Here is a 20,346-nt window from a genome sequence, read left to right on the forward strand (position 1 = left end):
CTGAACTCAAGGTGAATGGATGCCACTGCCCCGCCTGCTGTCGCTGACCCTGCTGACCCTGATGGCGTTCGCCGCCAACTCGGTACTCTGCCGGCTCGCCCTGTTCGAAGAGCGGATGGATCCCGCCCTCTTCACCCTGCTGCGCCTGACCAGCGGCGCCCTGGTGCTGGTGCTGCTGTGCGGCGCGCGCAAAAAATCCCCCCGCCAGGGGGACTGGGGCGGCGCCCTGGCCCTCATCACCTATGGCGCGGCGTTCTCGTTCTCCTACCTCACCCTGACCGCGGGCACCGGCGCCCTGCTGCTGTTTGCCGCCGTCCAGCTCAGCATGCTGGCGCCGCCCCTGCTGCGCGGGGAGCCCCTGCCCCGCCGCCAGTGGCTCGGCCTGCTGCTCGCCATGGCGGGCCTGGTGGTGTTGCTGCTGCCCGGCCTCAGTGCGCCGGATCCGCTGGGGGCGGCCCTGATGATAGTGGCCGGCATCGCCTGGGCCGGCTATACCCTGCGGGCCTCACGCTTGGCCGACCCGGTCGCCGCCAACGCCGGCCACTTTCTGCGCGCCAGCCTGCCGGCCGCCCTGCTCTATCTGCTGTTCGGGCAGTTGCAGACCAGCCCCGCCGCCATCGGCTATGCCCTGGCCTCGGGGGCGCTGGCCTCCGGCCTTGGCTATGCGCTCTGGTATCTGGTGCTGCCTCACCTTGGCCGCACCCTGGCCGCCAGCGTCCAGCTGCTGGTGCCCCTGCTCGCCGCCCTGGCCGGGCTCATCTGGTTGGATGAGTCCTGGTCGCTGCGCTTGGTATTGTCGACCCTGGGCATCCTGGGGGGGATCGCCCTGGTCATCGCCGGACGCCCCCCATCAGGAGAAAAATCATCATGAAGATGCTCGTATTGCTGCTCGGTTGTGCCCTCTCGCTCCCTCTGCTGGCCGCAGTGGAGGACAGAGATGCCAAACAGGCCAAGCTGGATGCGGCCTGCCAGCAGGCCCAGCAACAGCTGGTCGAACAGGGCAAGCAACAGCGGATCGACGCCTGCATCAAGGCGAGCGGCAAGGCCGCCAAGTGCCAGCAGGAGTTCGCCAGCTTCGGCCAGCGCGAGGGCAACAAACGGCCCGATCTCAACAACCTGCCCCCCTGCCAACAGGCTGACGCCTATCGCAAAAGCTACCGGCAATGACCCTCAATCAAGGAGACCCCATGACCCCACCCCGCGAACTGACCCTGCAGTTTCTGGCCGAGCCCGCCGATGTGAATTTCGGCGGCAAGGTGCACGGCGGCATGGTGATGAAGTGGATCGATCAGGCGGGTTACGCCTGCGCCGCCGGCTGGTGCGGCGGCTATGCGGTGACCGTCTATGTGGGGGGGATCCGCTTTCTGCGCCCCATCCAGATAGGCCAGCTGGTGGAGGTGCACGCCCAGGTGATCCACACCGGCACCACCAGCATGCACCTGGCGGTGGATGTCTACAGCCGCCACCCGACCCAGCAGGAGCGCCACAAGACCACCCACTGCATCATCATCTTCGTGGCCATGGACGAGCACGGCAAACCGACCCCGGTGCCCCAGTGGCAACCGCAGAACGAGAGCGATCGGCAGCTGCAGCAGTACGCCCTCAAATTGATGGCCCTGCGCGAGCAGATCGACCAGGAGATGCGCCAGCACCTCTAGCCGGGTTGCCCGCAACACCAGACAGGTCCCCATCCGGGTGCGGCCCTGTATAATGGCGTTTTCCCCGTTACGGAGTCTGTCATGTCATTGGAAACTGCCCCGCCCGAGGTCCAGCTCGCGGTGGATCTCATCGAACTGCTGGAGACCAACCGGATTGAGCCGGCCCTCGCCCTGGCGGCGCTGGCCATCGTCTCCGCGGACTATCAGCGCAAGCTCAACGAAGGCAAGGAGTGCTGAGCGCGGCAGCGCTGCCACCCCATCCTGCACAGGAGGTGTCATGACAGATCCCGTTCGTTTCGAAACCGGCCGCCCCATGCAGCTTGCCGGCCTGCGCCGTCACCATGCCTTCGCCCACGCCGACTTCGGCGGCCAGTGGCGCGATTTCAGCGCCCTGGGTCCGCTGCCGGGCCAGCTGGGCGAGCATGCCTATGGCGTCATCTGCGGCGTGACCGCCACCGAGTGCGAATACATGTGTGCGGTAGAGGTCGCCGCGCTGGAGGTGCTGCCCAAGATGCTGGGGCGGATGCGCATCGAGCCCCAGACCTATGCCGTCTTCCTGCATCAGGGGCATGTCTCGACCATGCCGCACACCTGGCAGCTGGCGCTGGAGTGGCTGGCGCAGTCCGCTTACCAGTCGGCCCACCAGCCCGATTTCGAGCGCTATGGCGCCGCCTTTGACCCGGACACCGGCAGCGGCGAGGTCGAACTCTGGCTCGCCGTGCTGCCGCGCCAGGCCATCGCCTGAGCATACCGCGCTCTGCCCTGATAAACCGGCCAGGTTTAACCCAGACGAGGGGCTGACTCGGCGCACGGGCAGTGCAAGGATATGGCACCCCTACTGCCCGAGAGTTGTTATGGATAACCAGGAATGTCTCGACCAGGCTGGTCTTTGGAGCCGCTCCGCCCGCATCATGACGCTGGCCTGCCTCATCGTCTTCATGGCCCAGATGGCCACCACCGTTTACCTCCCCTCCCTGCCCATGGTGATGACGGATCTCGCCATGACCCGGCAGGGGGCCGAACTCTCCATCTCGCTGTTCGTCATCGGCGCCGCCCTGCCGGTGCTGTTCTGGGGCGCCGCCGCCGATCGCTACGGTCGCCGGCTGCCCCTCGCCCTGTCACTCTTGCTGTTTGTCGGCCTCAGCCTGCTGCTGGCCACCACCAGCCAGGGGCCGCTGCTCTTGATCCTGCGCACCCTGCAAGGGGTGGCGGCCGGCGGGGCGGCCATCATCGCCCGCATCCTGGTACGGGATCACTGGCACGGCGATGAGCTGGCGCGCCGCCTCTCGGTACTTTCCATCGCCTTCATCACCGCCCTCGGCGGCGGTCAGTGGATAGGCGGCCTCATCAGCCGTTATGCCCATTGGCAGCTGGGGTTCGTGCTGATGGCCGGGGTCGGCGTGCTGGCGCTGCTCTTGATGAGCAGCCTGCCGCTGCAGGGGCCCAATCCGGCGGCGGCGAGCGGCGGCATGTGGGCCCGTTACGCCAGCCTGCTGCGCCGCCCCGGCTTTTTCTGGCCGGCCTGCGTCGGTGGCATCGGCTTTGCCATCACGGTAACCCTGCAGGAGGTGAGCCCCTTCGTGCTGCAGCAGGGGTTTGCCCTCGAGGTCACCACCTTCGGCAGCCTGGGGTTGCTGATCGGGGTCGCCTACTTCGCCGGCGCCATGACGGTCAACCGGCGGGTCGCCCGGGTGGGAGGCCGTCAGCTGATGCGCCAGGGGGCCGCGCTCATACTGCTGGCGGCCGGCGGCATGCTGCTGCTCTGGGCACTGGGCGCCCTGCAGGGCAGCGTTGGCTTGGTGGCCATGATGACCTGCTACTGCCTCATCATCTTCGGGCAGGCGGTGCTCTTTCCCAACAGCATGGCGTTGGCGGTGAGCGATGGCCGCGAGCACGGCGCCTATGCCATGGCCCTGTGCGGCTTCCTGCAGCAAGGGGTAGCCGGGGTGGCCGCCGCTGGCGCCACCCTGGTGAGCCATCACGGCGCCTGGGCCCCGCTCGTCTTCACCCTGGCGCTCATCACCCTGCTCATCGTGCGCACCAGGGTGCGCTAAGCAGGCCCCTACCTACGCTCCCTCAACCCTCCGCGGGCCCCATCACCCGATCACACAGGCTGATGAGGGCCTCGCTAAGGCGCGTGAGCGGCTCGCCGCGCTCCGCCCCCAGGTGCAGCGCCAGCTCCACCGGCGCCACCGCCGGCCAGTGGGTCAGCTCCTGCTGATCCGGCTGCAGCAGGCGCCGGGGCAGCAAGCTGACCCCGATCCCGGTGCTCACCGCCCCCTGCAGGCTGGCCAGGCTGGCGCTGACGTAGGCGATGCGCCACCGCCGCCCCAGAACGTCGAGTACCTCGGTCAGCTGCCGCCGATAGAGCCCTTCGCTCGGGAACACCACCAGCGGCAGGGGATCCCGCTCGCTGGCGGGCCAGGCACGACTGTCGACCCAGGCCAGCGGCTCGCGCCAGCAGGCGCGCGGCGCCCCCTGTCCCCGCGCCTGTTTGACCAGCGCCAAGTCCAGTTCGCCAGCCTCGAAGCGTTGCCAGATCTCGTGGCTGAGGCCGCTGTGCACCTCCAGCCGCACCTGCGGGTAATCGCGGGCAAAGGCCGCCAGCACAGGGGCGATGGCACCGGCGGCAAAATCCTCCGGCACTCCCAGGCTCAGCTGCAGGCTGGCCTCGGCCACCTGCTCCTCGGCCCGGGCCAGCAAGGCCAGGATGCTGCGGGCCAGCCCCAGCAGCTTCTCCCCCTCTGCCGTGGTCACCACCTGGCGACCGGAGCGGTCCAGCAGCGGGCAGCCGAGCTGCTGCTCGAGCCGCCGCATCTGCTGGCTGATGGTGGACTGGGTGAGGTGCACCCGTTCACCGGCGCGGGTAAAACTGCCGCTGTCGACGATGGCGACAAAGCTGCGCAGCAAGAGGGGATCCAGCATGGTGACTCCATTTACAAAACCACTGCATGCCATTCTATCATTTAATTTCCCCATGACTGGCTTCCCCGCTAGGCTGGTCTCCTCCCATTCCCTTGCCTCGAGGATCCGCCATGCCCCACTCCCTTGTCGAACCCGCCGGCTCACGCCTGATCGCCTCGCTCACCACCAACCCCACTCATCAGGAGTGGCTGGAGCAGGCGCTGCAACTGGCCCTCCATAACCGCCAGCAGGGGGGCAGACCCTTTGCCGCCCTGCTGGTACAAGGCAACCAGCTGGTGACCAGCGCCGTCAACGCCATGCACCAGGATGGCGACCCCACCCGCCACGCCGAACTGGAAGCCCTGCGCCAGGCCAGCCAGGTCGGGCCGCTGGCGGGTGCCATCGTCTACGCCAGCGGTCACCCCTGCCCCATGTGCCTGAGCGCCCTGGTGATGAACGGCATCGCCGCCGTCTATTACGCCTTCGATAACGAGGATGCAGCCCCGTTCGGCTTTGACAGCACGGCCGCCTACCACAAGCTGGCCCTGCCCCTCGCGCCAGCCCCACTGCCGCTTATCAAGCTGCCGAGCCCGCTGGCCGCCGCCGAGCTCTATGGTGCACAAAGTCATGCTTGAGGCCCGCATCGATACGCGCCAGCAGCAGGCCCTGCTGGTGCTGGTGATCCTGATCGGGCTCAACCTGCGGCCGTTTCTCACCGCCATCGGCCCCCTGAGCCGCGACATTGCCGAGGCGCTCGGGCTTGGCATGGACACCCTGGCCTGGCTGACTCTGCTGCCGCTCTGGCTCATCGGCGGCGGCGTGTTGCTCACCCCGGCCCTGCGCAGTCGCAGCGGGCCGCGCCAGTTGCTGGGGGCGGCCCTGCTGCTGCTGGGAATGGGCAGCGCCATGCGCTTGGAGGCAGCCAGCGGCGCCCTGCTCATCGCCAGCGCCGCCCTCTGCGGGCTGGGCTCGGCCCTGGTGCAGGGGGTATTGCCCGGCCTCATCAAGCAGGCATTTGCGCAGAAGGTGCCGCTGGTAATGGGCATCTTCTCGGCCTGCATGATGGGGGGCGGGGCGCTGGGTGCCAGCCTCACCCCGCAGCTCGCCGCCCGGCTCGACTGGTCCCAGGCGCTGGCGCTGTGGAGCCTGCCGGTGCTGCTGGCCATGGGCTGGCTCGGCTGGCGGGTACGGCTGCCCGCAGCGCCGGTGGCGGTATCCAGCGGCGGCGAGCAGCGCCTCATCAGCCTGCCCCGCAGCTGGCTGCTGATAAGCTGCTTTGGCATCATCAACAGCGGTTACGGCATCGTGGTGGCCTGGCTGGCGCCGGCCTACATGGCGCAGGGCTGGAGCCCCCAGCAGGGGGGCGAGCTAGTGGCCTGGCTGGCACTGGCCCAGACCATGAGCGGCCTCGGCCTGCCGCTGCTGGCCGCCCGCCGGCTCGACCGCCGCCCCTGGATGGGATTGGCCATCGCCATGCAACTAGTAGGCTTTGGCGGCCTCTGGTTGGCGCCGACGGCCGCCCCCATCCTCTGGTGCATGCTGTGCGGCGCCGGGCTTGGCGGCAGCTTCTCCCTCATCATGGTCATCGCGCTGGATCACCTGCCGGATCCGCGCCGCGCCGGCACCCTCAGCGCCCTGATGCAGGGGTTCGGCTTCATGCTGGCGGCCACCGGCCCCTGGGTAGCGGCCCGCCTGCATCACCTGAGCGGTGACTTCGCCGCCGCCTGGCAGTGGCAGCTCGCCGGCCTGGTGTTGATGAGCCTGCTGGTGCTGCGACTGGATCCGCGCCGCTACCCGCGTGCCATGAAGCTGGCCACAGCCTCTCCTGCTCCTGCCCCCATCAACTGATCTGCGCTCGCCTCCTCTTTCCCGAATGAGGAGGCGAGCTCACCCCCCTGCTATTCCTTCCCATCCTTTGCTCGCTTTCCGGTATCGGGCCAGCTGAGCAAATCATCAGCAAAAAACTACATATCCATCTGATTTATAACATATTAAACCTTCCCATATGGAGGGTTGTGCTGCCATATGAGCCCATTAAGGTAAGGCACTCAGACGAGAATTAATCTCGTTTCGTCTGACAGGGAAGAGGCTGTATTCATCAGGGAGGAGAGCGCCACGCGCCAGTGGCTTTGCTATCACACAAAGGAAATCACATGCAGACAAACACAAAATGGGCTTCTCTACTCGGTGGCTTGGCCATGCTAGGCGGTGCCATCTCACCGGTCATGGCCAACGAGTCATTCAACCTGTGGCAGGAGTGCGCCACCCGCTGCACCCTGGATCTAGCCCAGGGGGTGCGCGCCAGCCAGCTCGATGTCGCCAGCCTGCTGGGTGAACAGGCCGGATCCGGGGTACTGCACTACTCCATGGTATTGGAGGAAGGGGGAGACAGCCTCAAACTGGCCCTCGGCAATGCGCTGACCCTGCGCACGGATGGCACCACCATCACCCTGACCAGCGCCACCGCGGGCAAGGGCCCACGCACCTACAGCTATACCCGCCAGGGGCGCGGCAACTGGTCGCTGCACTGGCTGGTTCCCGTCGGCGACGATGCCCCCGCCAGCATCAAGGTCTTCTTCCACGAGCTGGATGCAGGATCCGAGGTGAGCCATATCTCCCCCATCTACAGCATCGAAGTGAGCGATGACCTGCTGCGCACCATGGCCAGCAACTCGACGCTCTTCGTCAGGCACGTGGAAAACAACGAGATCAATCGCAGCCTCACCCTCAGTGCGGCCGGGGTCGGCTTCGTGGCGGCGCCCACCCAGCACAGTCGTCAGAAGCGCTGGAGCGAGTGGCACACCGGCAAGGTGTTGTGCCTGCTGGATCCGCTGGATGCGGTCTACAACTACCTGTCGCAGCGCACCTGCAACCTGGGTGATACCTGGGAAGGCAAGGTCTACCGGGTATTGGCCGGCGCACCCGCCTCTCACGACACCCATATCGTACCGACCGCCATCAGTCATCGTCTGCACTTTGCCAAGGGAGACGGTCTGGCGGCCCTCACCACCCATCAGGTTTGCGCCATCCCCCTTGAATCCCTGGCCAGAAGCCGTCAGCCCAGAGGCTGGGAAGAGCTCAGCCAGTGCGGCTATCCGGTCCACAATCTCGTCACCCTCTATCTGCTGACCCGCCTGCCATGGTCCCAGCTTGATACCGTGATCACCCAGGCGCTGGCCAACACCACGCCAGAGGATGGCTCAACGCCACGAGGGCAGCTGGCGCAAGCCATTCGGGAAAACCCGGCCCAGGCACGGCTGGCCCTGAGCATGGCGGCCGCCCAGAGCGATGCCTTCAGCCACCAGCAGGCGGGCAATAGCCAAGAGCAGGCCGCCAGCGCCGACGTGGTCAATCTCACCTGCCCCGCCGCCGATCTCAACTGCCTGGCGCCAGCCGACAGCGCCGATGCCCTGCAGGAGCGGGACTATCCGAATGGTGCCAGCTTCCTGGGTGACGGGGACGAGGTCAGCTTCAGCACGGCCGGTACTCGCAACTGGTCGGTGACCCGCCTGGAGCAGGCCCATCGCCAGCTGCTGGCGCGCGGTTATCTCTTCGTCGGTTATCACGGCACCTTCCTCGAAGCCGCCCACAGCATAGTGTTTGAGGGGGTGCATGAACGGGATCAATCCTCCATCGCCCCCTGGCAAGGCTTCTATGTCGCCGGCGATCCGGCCCTCGCCTACGGTTACGCCCAGGATCAGGAAGCGGATGCCCGTGGCCGCATCCGCAATGGCGTGCTGCTGCGGGTGTATGTGCCGCGCGCCGCACTGTCCCGCCTCTACGCGACCCAGCAGACCCTGGCCGATCCCGGCGCCGTCGATGAGGTCGGTCGCCTGATTGGTCACCCCCTGCCGCTGCAGCTGGAGGCCATCACAGGACCGGAAGAGGAAGGCGGCCGCCTGGAAACCATTCTGGGTTGGCGGCTGGCGGAGCAGGCGGTGGTGATCCCCTCCACCATACCGACCGATCCACGCAATGTCGGCGGCGATCTTGACCCTGCCAGCGTGCCGCAGGAAGAGAGCGCCATCAGCAGCTTGCCTGATTACACCACCCAGCCCCGCGAAGACCTCTGAATCGCGGTTCATCGATACAAAAACACCGGCCTGTGGCCGGTGTTTTTTACTGTCAACGCGGGGAGTGAGAGGGCGCCTAGCGCCCCTTCTTCTGTCGCCCACCCTGACCGGCGCGCGGCTTGCCGGCGGCCGGTTTGGCCCCCTTGTTCGGGGCGCCTTTGCCTGCGCTCCCTTTGGCCGAGCCGCCTTTGCCCGCAGCCCCCTTGCCTGCCGGGGTCCGTTTCTCGAACGCCTCCGGGCCCGGCACGTTGGGGCGGCCACCAATCTCGTGATCGTCGTCGCGCCGTGGCTTCTTGCCCGGTGCCGACTTGCCGCCTTGCACCGCAGGCGCCTTGGGTTTGCCACCCTGAGCATTGGCCGGTTGCGCCCCCTTGGCCGGTTTCACCTCGGAGGAGGAGTCCTCAATCAGCTTGAACAGCTCGATCAGCTCGTCACCGTCGAGATCGCGCCACTCGCCCACCGGCAGCCCCTTGAGGCTGACATTCATGATGCGGATACGCTCGAGCTTGGTCACCTCGAAGCCGAAGTGCTCGCACATGCGGCGGATCTGGCGGTTCAGCCCCTGCACCAGGGTGATGCGAAACACGAACGGCGCCTCTTTCTTCACCTTGCACTTCTTGGTGACGGTGCCGAGGATCGGCACCCCGGCGCTCATGCCCCGAATAAACTCGTCGGTCACAGGCTTGTCGACGGTCACCAGATACTCTTTCTCGTGATCGTTGCCCGCCCGCAGGATCTTGTTGACCAGATCGCCGTGGTTGGTGAGGAAGATGAGCCCCTGGGAGTCCTTGTCGAGCCGGCCGATGGGGAAGATGCGGGTGCTGTGGTTGACGAAGTCGACGATGTTGTCCTTCTCCCCCGCCTCTGTGGTGGAGACGATGCCCACCGGCTTGTTGAGGGCGATGAAGACCAGGCTGTCCGCCTCGCGCGGCTCGATCACCTGGCCGTTGACCTTGACCAGATCCCCGGCAAACACCTGATCCCCCACCCCGGCCCGCTTGCCGTTGATGAAGACACTGCCCTGCTCGATGAAGCGATCGGCCTCGCGACGCGAGCAGATGCCGCTCTCGCTGATGTATTTGTTCAGACGCATGGATTCATCAGCCAGCATGGGTCACCTGCCAGCGGCCCACGGCCTGCGCATGTCTCATCAGAGCGCGGGATGGCCGGCTCACCAGGTCAAAATTGTGCATATCACTCCATCTTTAAAACCGGCCGAGGTCGGCCTTGTCAGCAAAAAACGCCGGCACATTAGCACATTGCTCTGCCGCACACGCAGGATAGTTGCACCCGCCCCCTCCCGCTTCCCGCAAAATGCGCGCCGCGTCACGCCAAAACGGTGCGCCATGCGTCTCCATATAAACGGCGCAGCAGGCGGCAAGTGCCGCCATGAAAGCGCCTTATCCCCAGACCTGACAATGCCCAATGCCTCCCCCCCTGGCGCCCCTCATTAACCTCATCCCGGCCTGCTGCCTGTACTTATCATCTTGTTTCCCTTAGGCTTTAAGCCAGCTTTCGAGCTTTAGTACGGCTGCCGTGGACGCGGGGCCGCCTCTCTTTTATCAGTGCCAAGGACTCGCCCATGCTGGCTCGCACCCGCCGCCTCGTTCGCCGCCTTCTTCTCAGCCTGCTGGGCTTGCTGCTGCTCGGCTGGGCCCTGATCGCCTACTTCGCCTGGCAGGCCGAACCGCTGCAACCCTGGCACACCCTGGTGCCGCCCGAGCTCAGCGCCGAGCAGCTCGATGGCAGCGACTGGCAGGCCTATCTGGCCCACGAGCAGCAGCTGTTCGAGCTGGTGACCAAGGAAGTGATCGCCAGAACGCCGCCGGAGCAGCAGCTCGACAGCAATCGCTACTATCAGGATGCCCCCATCAATCCGGCTCATTTCGAAACTGACTGGAACCGCTCCTATCTGCTGCGGCCAAGCGGCGAGGTGAAAGGGGTGGCGGTGTTCCTGCACGGTTTGACCGACTCCCCCTACAGCCTGCGCCACCTGGCCCAGCGCTACCGCGAGCAGGGCTTCATCGCCCTGGGGCTGCGCATTCCGGGCCACGGTACCGTGCCGGCCGGGCTGGTCGATATCGACTGGGAGACCTGGCTGGCCGCCACCCGGCTGGCGGTGCGCGAAGCCAAAGTGCTGGCGCCAAGCCCGCTGCCGCTGCATCTGGTGGGGTTTTCCAACGGCGGCGCGCTGGCGGTGAAATATGCGCTCGATGCGGAAGGTGACAAGAGAGGGGCACTGGCAAGGCCCGATCGACTGGTGCTCATCTCCCCCATGATAGGGGTGACCCGCTTTGCCCGCTTCGCCGGCCTCAAGGCGGTGCCCGCCCTGCTGCCCGCCTTTGCCAGCGCCGCTTGGCTCGACACCATGCCGGAGTTCAACCCCTTCAAATACAACTCGTTTCCGGTCAACGGCGCACGCCAGTCCTACCGGCTGACCCACGTCATCCAGCAGCAGGTGCGTGAGCAGGCTGCCAGCGGCACACTCGCGGCCTTCCCGCCCACCCTCACCTTCCAGTCGGTGATGGACTACACCGTCAGTACCCGCTCTATCATCGCCGATCTCTATCACTTCCTGCCTGCCAACGGCAGCGAGCTGGTGCTGTTCGACATCAACCGCGGCACCCTGTTCGGCCCGCTGCTGAGCAGCGCCTCCGAGCTGGCGCTGAGCCACCTGCTGCCGCGCCCGCCGCTCTCCTACCGGCTGACAGTGGTGGGCAATCAGGCTCCCGCCAGCACCCGCACCCAGGCCAGCAGCTTGCCGGCCGGCGGTGGGCCTGAGCAGATCCAGCCTCTCGACATCGACTACCCCAGGGAGATCTACTCCCTCTCCCACGTGGCCCTGCCCTTCCCGATGGATGACCCCCTCTATGGTATGGCGCCACGGCCCGAACAGCGCGAGCAATACGGCATCAATTTGGGGGGGTTGGCCCTGCGCGGTGAGCGCGGGGTGCTGATCGTCAACCCCGGCGCCCTCACCCGCACCTCCTCCAACCCCTTCTTCCCCTATCTGCAGCAGAAGGTGATAGAGACGCTGACAGCGCCTGCCCAACCGCCGGCCGGCAAACAGCCAACCCCGGTCTGGGACAGCGAAGACGAGGCCGCCTATCAGGCAGAGCGGGAACAGTTTCTACAGGATGCGCAGGAGAACGAGGCTCCCTTCTAGGGCACTGGCCAGGACCCGTTGCGGCTGTGTGTCAAGATAGGGCCAGCGCGGGGCCTCTCACCACTTGCCCCAATCGCCCCGGCAGAACGGTATCCACCGTCAATCACCCGATACCAAGCGCCATCAGGGATAGCGGCTGATCTCAATCAGGTTTTGATCCGGATCCAGGCAGTAGACCGACTCGATGGGGCCGCAGGCCCCGCTCTTGGTCACCGGCCCCTCCACTATCTCCACCCCGTGGCAATGGAGCTGGGCGATGACCTGATCCAGCGGCCAGCGGGTGATGAGGCAGAGATCCCCCGAGCCCACCTGCGCCCGGTTGCGCGACTCCTGCCCCAGCAGTTGCAGATTGATCTTCTGGTTGCCAAAGCGCAGGGCCCGGCGCCCTGCCCCAAAGGTGATGGCTTCCATGTTGAGCACTGAGCTGTAAAACGCGACGGCCCGCTCGATGTCACTGACCGTCAATACCAGATGGTCGATATGGCTGATCATGTCCCCTCCTGGCTGATGTATGTCGATAGCGCTAGCCCGACAGACTAATCTGTGGGCACCCTCATCATACCCAATTGTCTACCAATCAACTGTGCCGAATGGTGCAAAGATGGCCGAGCAAAGCCGCTAGCTGAGTGAAGGCGGCGGTGGCCTGATCACTGCGTATGATAAGTCTCTTACAGGCCACAACTAACGTAATTGGTTGATGATGAACACATTATTGTACCGACACAGCTGAAATAAGGTGTCGATTGGATTAAGATGCGCGCCATATCAGGTAACTCGGATGGGGCCATCCCGATCATGTCGGGGCTCAGGGCGACCGAGAAACAGGGCTGAGGAACCAGTTTTGCGCGAGTCATGGACAGAAGAGGAACTAAGGGCGACGGTCAGCGCCTATCTGGCGATGCGCACCATGGAGCAAAATGGCATCCCCTTCGTCAAAAAGCGCTATTACACCGAGCTCGCTAACCAGTTTGGCCGCACCGAGAAGGCATTCGAATATCGAATGCAGAACATCTCCTATATCTGCGCCCTGCTAGGACGAATCTGGGTATCAGGTCTCAAGCCGGCTAAGAACGTGGGCCCCCACAATGCCCCCATCATAGAGCGCCTGCTCTGTGAACTCGATGGCCAACCCTATACCGGCAAGGCTGCCTTTGAGCATCAAGTGAGCCGCTACCAGACCAAGCCAACACTCCCCATGCCGACGGGCATTCAAGAACCAGAGCAGCGTTATGGGGCCAGTCCTGGCTATGGGCGAGATCCAAAGGTGAAAGCTTGGGTATTGATGACGGCGGCGGGCCATTGCGAAAGCTGCGCACAACCAGCCCCTTTTCATGCCACCACGGGGGAGGCCTTTTTAGAGGTGCATCATCTGCGCACACTCGCAGAAGGGGGTTCGGATACCATCAGCAATACGGTGGCGCTCTGCCCTAATTGCCACCGTGAGCTGCACTATGGCGTCAACCAAGCACAAAAACGTGAGGCCCTTTACCAGGCGCTACCCAGACTGGTACGAGAATAACGCGCCTTCTTCACTCATAAAAAACGGCTCGCCATTGGCGAGCCGTTTTGGTCGGGGTCAGCAGGGGATCCGCTCGATGTGGCCGCCGCTCAGTTTGAAGAAGGCATCTTGCGGCAGCTCCTGCAGCCAGGTGGTGGTGTAGTCCAGATCCGCATAGGCGCCGCGCAGCATGGCGCCGAACAGGCCGTGAGAGACCACGATGGCGCGCTCGGCGATCTGCTCATCCTGCAGCCAGCTCAGGGCCCGGCCTTGAATGCTCTGAAAACTCTCCCCCTCTGGGGCCTGCAGATACCAGTCTGGCTGCTCCAGATCCAGCTCGGGGTAAGCCGCCAGCAGCTCGGGCACCCGGCGACTCTCCCACTCCCCCATCCCCAGCTCCACCAGCCGTTCGTCCCAGACGATACGCGCTTGGTCCAAGCCAAGCTGCTGGCACACCCGCTCCGCGGTCTGGCGCGCCCGGCCGAGGGGGCTGGCGTAAATGGTCCAGTCGGCGGGCTCGGTCAGCAGCGTGGCCAGACGGGCCCCCATGGCGAGGGCCTGGGCTTCGCCCTTGGCGGTCAGTTCGGAGTTGCAGCGCCCCTGCAGTCGCAGTTCGGCGTTGTAACGGGTCTGGCCGTGGCGCAGCAGATAGAGGGTACGGGACATGGTTTCTCCAGCAGGTTCAACGAGATAACAAAAACAAGAGAGGCATGGTAGCAGATGTGCCGGGGCAGCCAAGGCACAGACGGGGGAAAGAAAAAAACAAAACGGGTCAATGGTGACCCGTTTATGCCGGCAGGCGCCGCGCTCAGCCCTTCTTGATCTCCCGCAGATAGCGGTAGATGGAGTGAACCGAGATGCCGAGCTGGCGGGCGGCGATCTGGGCACTGTCTTTGAGCTCGAAGATGCCGAGCTCGTGCAGCTGGTTGACCATGACCCGGGTCTTCTGGGACGGGGGTACCGCCTCGTTGCCGCGCACCTCGGCACTGACGGTATCGATGGTGCTGTTGAGGGCCTCGTCGATGTTGCGGGCAAACACCTCCGGGGTGGCGTGACCATCGTGGCCGTGCAGACACTCCGGCATCATGGTGCGCAGCACGGATTGCAGCGGGGCATCCATGTCGGTGTTGATGCAGAGCAGACCGATGGCCTGCCCCTCGCCATTGCGAATGACGGTGGTGAGCGAGCGCAGCGTCTTGCCGGTGGCGCATTTGGTCATGTAGGGGCTGGAGATATCCTGCCCGCTCTTGAGTTTCATCATCGCCAGGTTGGTGATGGGGGCTCCGACGCTGCGCCCGGTGATATGGCCGTTGGCAATCTTGATGATCGACGGATTGCGCGCATCCAGGCTGTGCAGCAGCACCTCGGTGTGCTGACCATACATGGCGGCGATGCCGTCCACGATGATCTCCATCGCCTTGAGGATCTCGAAATCGGTCTGACTCAGCTCTTGCAGCTTCACATTGAAACCTTATAAAAGGGCCGCCGACCCGTGCAAGGGCGGCAGCCGACAGGGACACTCAGGCGGACATGATATCAATAATGGTGCTGTCTGTGGCAGACATGCCGTCTTTGACCATCTGGCCCACGTTGCGAATGGTCTGCTCCACGTTGCCCGCCACAATCCCCTGCCCCGACACAGCATGGCTGTTGAGCGCCATCAGGAAGCCGCGCACCGCCGCCCCGGAGGAGGTGCTCACCTTCATGGCGCAGGAGGCCTTGGCGCCATCGCACACCATGCCGGCGCTGTCGCTCAGCACGTTCTGGATGGCGTGGCAGGATTGCTCGAAACTGCCGCCCGCCAGATAGACCATGGCCATGGCCGCCGCCGCGCTGGTGACCGTGTTGCCACAAAAGGCCGACAACGGCGGATAGTGGGACTTGATGTAGATGGCCCCCAGGTGGCTCATGATGAGGGCGCGGGCCAGCTGCTCTTCGCTGGCGCCAAAGCGCTCGGCGATGACCACCACCGGGATGGTGGCGGCGATGCCCTGGTTGCCGCTGCCGAAGTTGCTCATGGCCGGCAGGCTGGCGCCCCCCATGCGGGCATCGGAGGCCGCCGCAGTGCGCATCACGATGCGGTTCATCACGTCCTCGCCGATGAGGCCGGCCTGGATGTTCTGCTGCATGGTGCGGCCGATCTCGAGGCCATAAGGGTTGTTCATCCCCTCGTCGGAGAGTTTGCCGTTGAGCTCGGAGGCCTGCAGGATAAAGCGGATCTGCTCAAACTCCACCTGGGTGGCGAACTCATGAATGGCGGCGATGCTGATGTCGACCCCATCGCAGATGGCGCCGGTGGCGCCCCCCTGGCCCTGCTCGGCCGTGAAGGTCACTTCATCATTGCGGCGCTGCTCGACGATGCGGGTATGGCCGCCGCACAAGGTCACCTCGGCGCTGTGCTCGGTGCCCTCAGCATCAAGGCCCAGCAAGCGGACCCGGCAATAGATGAACTCGGGGGCCGAGGTGCGGCTAACCTGCACCTGGCCTGCATCGATCAGCGCCTGCGCTTCTGCGACCTGGGCCGGCGTGATGGCGGCCAGCACCTCCAGCCCGGCCTCGGCGTTGCCGCCGATGGCGCCGGCGGCAGCGGCAATGGCCAGCCCAATCTTGCCTGTGCCCGGCACATAGACCCCCATGGAGTTCTTGTAGAGGTTGTCCGACACCACCACCTCCAGCCGGACGGGCTTGCAGCCCAGTTGCCGGGCGGCGACGGCGGCGGCATAAGCGGCGGCGATGGGCTCGGTACAGCCCAGCGCCGGTTTGACAACCTGTTGAATAATCTGCAGATACTGCTGCCACGCTTGCTTCATCAGAACACCCTTTCTATCAACATTAACCAGCGATGTGAGCGATCGCTTCCACTTCAACCCTGACACCCATCGGCAGATCCTTCACGGCAAAGCAGCTGCGGGCCGGACAATCTTTCAGGAAATAGCGTTTATAAACCTCGTTGAACGCGGCAAAATCACTGATTTCGGCGAGATAGCAGGTGGTCTTGAGCACGGTATCCAGGTTGCCACCGGCGGCCTCCAAGACATGCTTGAGGTTCTCCAGCGCCTGACGGCTCTGGGCTTCGATGCCCCCTTCCACCACGCCGCCCTGCTGTTTGCACACCGGCAGCTGGCCAGAGGTAAAGATGAGGTCGCCATAGGCAGTGCCATGGCTGTAGGGACCGATGGCATCGGGTGCGGCATCCGCCACTATGATCTTTTTCATATCGCCACTCCTTAAAATGCAATTATTTTTGCAATCATTTGTAATCAACAGTCTTGTCTTGTTCAACATTATTTGCTTATTAGGCATTCCATTCAACTAAAACCTGCAAAAACAGCGATAAATTCGGTAGCAGACGCAAATTGAAAGCGTGATCTGTCTCCCTCTTTAGGTAGAAGAGCGATAAAAAGCATTGTTTTGCCGCTTTTTATTCAACTATATTTGCGCCTGATTTTTACCCCTACAAAAACAAGGTATTTTATGGACGCGCACAGTACGACACTCACCCGGCCCGTGATGGGCACGCTGGAATGGAAAGAAGCGGTTCGTTTTGACAGCACCGACTGGGGCTGGGTCATCATGAGCATCGGCATGGCCATCGGGGCGGGGATCGTCTTCCTGCCGGTGCAGGTGGGATTGATGGGGCTGTGGGTGTTTTTGCTGTCGGCGGTGATCGGCTACCCGGCCATGTACATGTTCCAGCGCCTCTTCATCAATACCCTGGCCACCTCGCCCGAGTGCAAGGACTACCCCAGCGTCATCAGCGGCTACCTCGGCAAGAACTGGGGCGTGCTGCTTGGCGCCCTCTACTTCGTGATGCTGGTGATCTGGGTGTTCGTCTACTCCACCGCCATCACCAATGACAGCGCCTCCTTCCTGCAAAGCTTCGGGGTCACCCAGCAACTGCTCTCCGAAAATCCCTTCTACGGGCTGGTACTGATCTGCGCCCTGGTGGCGCTGGCCTCGCGCGGCGAAAACCTGCTGTTCAAGATCTCCACCTTCATGGTGCTGACCAAGATCAGCGTGGTGGCTGTGCTCGGCCTGATGATGGTGGGCAAGTGGGATGCCGCCAACATCACCGCCATGCCGGCCAGCGGTGACTGGCTGAAGGATGCCATCGTCATGCTCCCCTTCACCCTCACCTCCATTCTCTTCATCCAGAGCCTGAGCCCCATGGTGATCTCCTACCGCTCCCGGGAAAAATCCCTGGAAGTGGCCCGCTTCAAGGCGATGCGCGCCATGAACATCGCCTTCGGCATCCTGTTCGTGGTGGTGTTCTTCTACGCCGTCTCCTTCACCCTGGCCATGGGCCACGAGCAGGCGGTCAAGGCCTCCGAGGAGAACATCTCAGCGCTGGCCATGGTGGCCCAGGGTATGCCGGGTCAGACCCTCAAACTCTTGAGCCTGACCCTCAACATCTTCGCGGTGATGACCGCCTACTTCGGCGTCTATCTGGGCTTTCGCGAGGCCTGCCAGGGGCTGGCGATGAACCTGCTGCGCCGGGTGATGCCGGAAGATCGCATCAACAAGGGGCTGGTGGGCAAGGGCATCATGGTGTTCACCGTGCTGCTCTCCTGGGGGGCCATCGTGCTCAATGCCCCGGTGCTGAGCTTCACCTCCATCTGCAGCCCCATCTTCGGCATGGTGGGTTGCCTCATCCCGGCCTACCTGGTCTATCAGGTGCCGGCGCTGCACAAGTACAAGGGGGTCTCCCTCTACATCATCATCGTCACCGGTCTGCTGCTCTGCGTCTCGCCCTTCCTCGCCTTCAACTGATCTGCCGGCACCCTGTGTCATCGGCGGCGGGCCACCCTGAGGGTGGCCCGTCTGTTTGACCCATTCAGCCCCCTTCCTGAGTGAAAAAGCCAAGAGGATCACAACTTCCACCGCCCTTCCAACCGAGCCTCCCCGGCGAGGAGTAATATCCAGCCATCCCGCTACACGCCCCCCTCGGGGCCCGAGGCTTCATATGAAATGGATATTCACGCCCGCCATCCGGCTCGGCAATCAGCTCTCCTTCAAGTACAAGTTTTTGCTCTGGTCCTGCCTGATGCTGCTGCCGCTCGCCTACAGCATGACCAACCTGCTGGGCCGGCTGCAGGACGACAATGCCCAGGCCAGCAAGGAGCTGGCCGGCGTGGTCAAGCTGGCGCCGCTGCCCGCCATCGAACAGGCCCTGCTGACCCACCGCAACCTGGTTACCCGGCACGGCTATGAGCAGAACCCGGTCGGCGAGGAGGAGGTCAAGGCCGCAGCCCGGGCCGTCGATGCGAGCCTGGCCGCCTTTGCCGCCAGTGGACAGCAAAACCCCACCTTCGATGCCCTCGCCCAGGAGTGGTCCAGCCTGCAAAACGAGGCGCTCGGGCTCGAGGTGGAGCAGAGCAACCTGCGCCACGACAAGCTGCTGACCGAGGTGCGCCACCTCTACAAGAGCATTACCGCCGCCAGCAGCCTGGTGCAGGATCCCGCGCTCGGCACCTACTACATGGTGGTGCTCGCCAGCGAGCGACTGCCGCAACTGCGCGATCTGCTGGCCCAGGTGCGGGACAGAGCCGCCACCATCGCCGACTTCGGCCTGTTTCAGGCGCAAGGGTATAGCGCCCTGCGCTTTCGCCTCGACCTCATCAACGCCACCCTGCAGGAGCTGGAGGCCGACCTGACCCTGCTCTATGAGATGGCCCCCGCCTATCGCAGCGAGCTGGGCCAGCAGACTGACGCCCTGTTGCAGCAGGCCCATCAGGGGGTCGACACCCTGGAAAACAAGATGATGAAGGATCAGCAGGTGCAGCTCTCCAGCCAGGAGGTGCTGGCGCTGGGGGATGGGCTGGATGCCGCCATCACGGCGCTGGCCGGTCAGGTGCGCCAGCGGCTGGAGGCGGACCTGCACCAGCGCATGACCGCCAACCAGCGCCACTTCTGGTGGGTGACCGGGCCGCTGACCGCTATCCTGCTGGTCTATCTCTACCTGATGATCGGCGCCTATCTCTCCTTGCGCGCCACCGTGGGCCGGGTGCGGGAGATCGCCGCCCGGGTCAACGCCCAAGATCTCGGCCAGCAGATCGAAATCGTCGGCCAGGATGAGCTGGCCGCCATCAGCCGGGATTACAACGTGACCCTGCAGACCCTGCGCACCCTGATGCTGCGAGTGCGGGAGAACGGCATCAGCGTGGTGGAGAGTGCCACCGACATCGAAGCGCGGACCTGCCGCTCCCAGGAGGTGATCGCCGATCAGCAAGGGGAGACCCATCAGGTGGCCACCGCCATCAAGGAGCTGGCCGCCACCTCCCACGACATGGCAGGCAACGCCCAGCAGGCCGCCCGCATGACCCAGGAGGCGCAGGCCGTGGTGGGCCAGGGCGAGGCGGTGGTCGAGCGTACCATCAAGGCCATCGACCACATCAATCGCGAGGTGCTGCGTACCGCCGAGACCATCGGCCAGCTGGAGCAGCAGTGCAGCCAGATTGGTGGCGTCATCGGGGTGATCCGCGGCATCGCCGAGCAGACCAACCTGCTGGCCCTCAACGCCGCCATCGAGGCGGCCCGCGCCGGCGAGCAGGGGCGCGGCTTCGCGGTGGTGGCCGACGAGGTGCGCTCGCTGGCCAGTCGCACCCAGGGGGCCACGGTCGAGATCCAGCAGATGATCGAGCAGCTGCAAACCGGCGCCCGTGCCTCAGTCAGCGCCATGTCCGCCGCCAGCCGCGAGGCGCAGGAGGGGGTCAGTCTGGCCCAGGAGGCCCAGCAGGCCTTTGGCGCCATCACCGAACGGGTGGGCAGCATGGTCGACACCAACTCGGTGATCGCCAGCGCCATCGAGCAGCAGGGGGCCGTGGTCAACGAGATAGAGCGCAACGTGGTGCGCATCTCCGATGGCAGCGACGAGGCGCTGCAGGTGGCCAACGCCGCCCGCGACGCCGCCCGCCAGATCCACCAGCTCACCGAGCAGCTGCGTGCCATGGTGCAAAGCTTCGTGCTCTGAGCCAGCGCCCGTCACCTACGCCAGCCCCTTGCCGGGGCTGGCTTTTTTTGCCAATTCAGACGGTCGGGCCGTATTGT

At 64.6% G+C, this 20,346-nt stretch carries 20 protein-coding genes; 13 read left to right on the forward strand and 7 right to left on the reverse strand.

Annotated features, from left to right (window positions below; genetic code table 11):
* Positions 1–19 precede the first annotated feature (19 nt).
* The 6 genes from ACB031_RS09940 (at position 20) to ACB031_RS09965 (ending at position 3,712) form a co-directional block, all read left to right on the forward strand.
* Complete coding sequence (locus ACB031_RS09940; protein WP_371139471.1) at positions 20–871, forward strand: DMT family transporter; 852 nt, start codon at positions 20–22, stop codon at positions 869–871.
* Positions 868–1,167 (forward strand): hypothetical protein, encoded by a 300-nt coding sequence (locus ACB031_RS09945; protein WP_371139472.1) that lies wholly within the window; start codon positions 868–870, stop codon positions 1,165–1,167. Before ACB031_RS09940 ends, ACB031_RS09945 begins: the two co-directional genes overlap by 4 nt.
* Before the next feature lie 20 nt (positions 1,168–1,187).
* Complete coding sequence (locus ACB031_RS09950; protein WP_017781751.1) at positions 1,188–1,658, forward strand: acyl-CoA thioesterase; 471 nt, start codon at positions 1,188–1,190, stop codon at positions 1,656–1,658.
* 81 nt (positions 1,659–1,739) lie between these two features.
* Complete coding sequence (gene rsmS / locus ACB031_RS09955) at positions 1,740–1,895, forward strand: pleiotropic regulatory protein RsmS (protein WP_005299504.1); 156 nt, start codon at positions 1,740–1,742, stop codon at positions 1,893–1,895.
* A 40-nt stretch (positions 1,896–1,935) separates the two neighbouring features.
* The gene (locus tag ACB031_RS09960; RefSeq protein ID WP_371139473.1) at positions 1,936–2,403 is read left to right on the forward strand and encodes a GyrI-like domain-containing protein; all 468 of its coding nucleotides are present in this window, start codon (positions 1,936–1,938) and stop codon (positions 2,401–2,403) included.
* A 109-nt stretch (positions 2,404–2,512) separates the two neighbouring features.
* Positions 2,513–3,712, forward strand: coding sequence for an MFS transporter (locus ACB031_RS09965; RefSeq protein ID WP_371139474.1), 1,200 nt, complete (start codon positions 2,513–2,515; stop codon positions 3,710–3,712).
* 22 nt (positions 3,713–3,734) lie between these two features.
* On the opposite strand, the gene ACB031_RS09970 is transcribed toward ACB031_RS09965, so the two are convergent.
* On the reverse strand, positions 3,735–4,583 hold the full coding sequence (locus ACB031_RS09970) for a LysR family transcriptional regulator (RefSeq protein WP_371139475.1): 849 nt from the start codon (positions 4,581–4,583) through the stop codon (positions 3,735–3,737).
* 110 nt (positions 4,584–4,693) lie between these two features.
* On the opposite strand from ACB031_RS09970, the gene ACB031_RS09975 reads away from it, so the two are divergent.
* The 3 genes from ACB031_RS09975 to ACB031_RS09985 all read left to right on the forward strand — a co-directional run bounded on the left by ACB031_RS09975 (position 4,694) and on the right by ACB031_RS09985 (position 8,635).
* Positions 4,694–5,197 carry a nucleoside deaminase gene (locus tag ACB031_RS09975; RefSeq protein ID WP_371139476.1) on the forward strand — a complete coding sequence of 168 codons (504 nt, stop codon included), beginning with the start codon at positions 4,694–4,696 and terminating at the stop codon, positions 5,195–5,197.
* Entirely contained in the window at positions 5,190–6,410 is a 1,221-nt protein-coding gene (locus ACB031_RS09980; protein WP_371139477.1) for a cyanate transporter, read from the forward strand. The genes ACB031_RS09975 and ACB031_RS09980 overlap by 8 nt, the downstream gene beginning before the upstream one ends.
* 344 nt (positions 6,411–6,754) lie before the next feature.
* The gene (locus ACB031_RS09985) at positions 6,755–8,635 is read left to right on the forward strand and encodes an exotoxin A binding domain-containing protein (protein WP_371139680.1); all 1,881 of its coding nucleotides are present in this window, start codon (positions 6,755–6,757) and stop codon (positions 8,633–8,635) included.
* A gap of 76 nt (positions 8,636–8,711) precedes the next feature.
* Here ACB031_RS09985 and rluF read toward each other — a convergent pair whose 3' ends face one another.
* A complete protein-coding gene (rluF, locus tag ACB031_RS09990; protein ID WP_126882117.1) occupies positions 8,712–9,746 on the reverse strand; it encodes a 23S rRNA pseudouridine(2604) synthase RluF in 1,035 nt (344 codons plus the stop codon).
* A gap of 471 nt (positions 9,747–10,217) precedes the next feature.
* On the opposite strand from rluF, the gene ACB031_RS09995 reads away from it, so the two are divergent.
* A complete protein-coding gene (locus ACB031_RS09995) occupies positions 10,218–11,801 on the forward strand; it encodes an alpha/beta hydrolase (protein ID WP_371139478.1) in 1,584 nt (527 codons plus the stop codon).
* 123 nt (positions 11,802–11,924) lie between these two features.
* Here ACB031_RS09995 and ACB031_RS10000 read toward each other — a convergent pair whose 3' ends face one another.
* Positions 11,925–12,293: a VOC family protein gene (locus ACB031_RS10000; protein ID WP_371139479.1), complete on the reverse strand. Its 369-nt coding sequence runs from the start codon at positions 12,291–12,293 to the stop codon at positions 11,925–11,927.
* Between the two features lie 349 nt (positions 12,294–12,642).
* On the opposite strand from ACB031_RS10000, the gene ACB031_RS10005 reads away from it, so the two are divergent.
* A complete protein-coding gene (locus tag ACB031_RS10005) occupies positions 12,643–13,320 on the forward strand; it encodes an HNH endonuclease (RefSeq protein WP_371139480.1) in 678 nt (225 codons plus the stop codon).
* A 57-nt stretch (positions 13,321–13,377) separates the two neighbouring features.
* On the opposite strand, the gene ACB031_RS10010 is transcribed toward ACB031_RS10005, so the two are convergent.
* The 4 genes from ACB031_RS10010 to ACB031_RS10025 form a co-directional block, all read right to left on the reverse strand.
* A complete protein-coding gene (locus ACB031_RS10010; protein WP_371139481.1) occupies positions 13,378–13,965 on the reverse strand; it encodes a histidine phosphatase family protein in 588 nt (195 codons plus the stop codon).
* A gap of 142 nt (positions 13,966–14,107) precedes the next feature.
* Positions 14,108–14,761, reverse strand: a complete 654-nt coding sequence (locus tag ACB031_RS10015; RefSeq protein WP_005299461.1) for a transcriptional regulator — start codon at positions 14,759–14,761, stop codon at positions 14,108–14,110.
* A 58-nt stretch (positions 14,762–14,819) separates the two neighbouring features.
* Positions 14,820–16,109 carry a serine dehydratase subunit alpha family protein gene (locus ACB031_RS10020; RefSeq protein WP_005299458.1) on the reverse strand — a complete coding sequence of 430 codons (1,290 nt, stop codon included), beginning with the start codon at positions 16,107–16,109 and terminating at the stop codon, positions 14,820–14,822.
* A gap of 22 nt (positions 16,110–16,131) precedes the next feature.
* Positions 16,132–16,515, reverse strand: coding sequence for a Rid family detoxifying hydrolase (locus tag ACB031_RS10025; RefSeq protein WP_005299455.1), 384 nt, complete (start codon positions 16,513–16,515; stop codon positions 16,132–16,134).
* Positions 16,516–16,773: 258 nt separating this feature from the next.
* Here ACB031_RS10025 and ACB031_RS10030 point away from each other — a divergent pair, with 258 nt between their 5' ends.
* Together ACB031_RS10030 and ACB031_RS10035 are read left to right on the forward strand one after the other, a co-directional pair.
* Positions 16,774–18,069, forward strand: coding sequence for an amino acid permease (locus ACB031_RS10030; RefSeq protein WP_005299451.1), 1,296 nt, complete (start codon positions 16,774–16,776; stop codon positions 18,067–18,069).
* A gap of 193 nt (positions 18,070–18,262) precedes the next feature.
* Positions 18,263–20,269 (forward strand): methyl-accepting chemotaxis protein, encoded by a 2,007-nt coding sequence (locus ACB031_RS10035; protein WP_371139482.1) that lies wholly within the window; start codon positions 18,263–18,265, stop codon positions 20,267–20,269.
* Positions 20,270–20,346 lie beyond the last annotated feature (77 nt).

Origin of the sequence: Aeromonas sp. S8(2024) (genome assembly GCF_041403085.1) — a bacterium.
In the GTDB taxonomy this organism is placed as follows: domain Bacteria; phylum Pseudomonadota; class Gammaproteobacteria; order Enterobacterales; family Aeromonadaceae; genus Aeromonas; species Aeromonas dhakensis.

What these genes read in the sequence shown, in the direction of transcription:
- ACB031_RS09960 (WP_371139473.1), top strand. Translation starts at nt 1,936, where the DNA reads ATGACAGATCCCGTTCGTTTCGAAACCGGCCGCCCCATGCAGCTTGCC.
- ACB031_RS09995 (WP_371139478.1), top strand. Translation starts at nt 10,218, where the DNA reads ATGCTGGCTCGCACCCGCCGCCTCGTTCGCCGCCTTCTTCTCAGCCTG.
- ACB031_RS09950 (WP_017781751.1), top strand. Translation starts at nt 1,188, where the DNA reads ATGACCCCACCCCGCGAACTGACCCTGCAGTTTCTGGCCGAGCCCGCC.
- ACB031_RS10000 (WP_371139479.1), bottom strand. Translation starts at nt 12,293, where the DNA reads ATGATCAGCCATATCGACCATCTGGTATTGACGGTCAGTGACATCGAG.
- ACB031_RS09970 (WP_371139475.1), bottom strand. Translation starts at nt 4,583, where the DNA reads ATGCTGGATCCCCTCTTGCTGCGCAGCTTTGTCGCCATCGTCGACAGC.
- ACB031_RS10030 (WP_005299451.1), top strand. Translation starts at nt 16,774, where the DNA reads ATGGACGCGCACAGTACGACACTCACCCGGCCCGTGATGGGCACGCTG.
- rsmS (WP_005299504.1), top strand. Translation starts at nt 1,740, where the DNA reads ATGTCATTGGAAACTGCCCCGCCCGAGGTCCAGCTCGCGGTGGATCTC.
- ACB031_RS10010 (WP_371139481.1), bottom strand. Translation starts at nt 13,965, where the DNA reads ATGTCCCGTACCCTCTATCTGCTGCGCCACGGCCAGACCCGTTACAAC.
- ACB031_RS10035 (WP_371139482.1), top strand. Translation starts at nt 18,263, where the DNA reads ATGAAATGGATATTCACGCCCGCCATCCGGCTCGGCAATCAGCTCTCC.
- ACB031_RS09975 (WP_371139476.1), top strand. Translation starts at nt 4,694, where the DNA reads ATGCCCCACTCCCTTGTCGAACCCGCCGGCTCACGCCTGATCGCCTCG.
- ACB031_RS09945 (WP_371139472.1), top strand. Translation starts at nt 868, where the DNA reads ATGAAGATGCTCGTATTGCTGCTCGGTTGTGCCCTCTCGCTCCCTCTG.
- ACB031_RS09940 (WP_371139471.1), top strand. Translation starts at nt 20, where the DNA reads ATGCCACTGCCCCGCCTGCTGTCGCTGACCCTGCTGACCCTGATGGCG.
- ACB031_RS10020 (WP_005299458.1), bottom strand. Translation starts at nt 16,109, where the DNA reads ATGAAGCAAGCGTGGCAGCAGTATCTGCAGATTATTCAACAGGTTGTC.
- ACB031_RS09965 (WP_371139474.1), top strand. Translation starts at nt 2,513, where the DNA reads ATGGATAACCAGGAATGTCTCGACCAGGCTGGTCTTTGGAGCCGCTCC.
- ACB031_RS10025 (WP_005299455.1), bottom strand. Translation starts at nt 16,515, where the DNA reads ATGAAAAAGATCATAGTGGCGGATGCCGCACCCGATGCCATCGGTCCC.
- rluF (WP_126882117.1), bottom strand. Translation starts at nt 9,746, where the DNA reads ATGCTGGCTGATGAATCCATGCGTCTGAACAAATACATCAGCGAGAGC.
- ACB031_RS09980 (WP_371139477.1), top strand. Translation starts at nt 5,190, where the DNA reads ATGCTTGAGGCCCGCATCGATACGCGCCAGCAGCAGGCCCTGCTGGTG.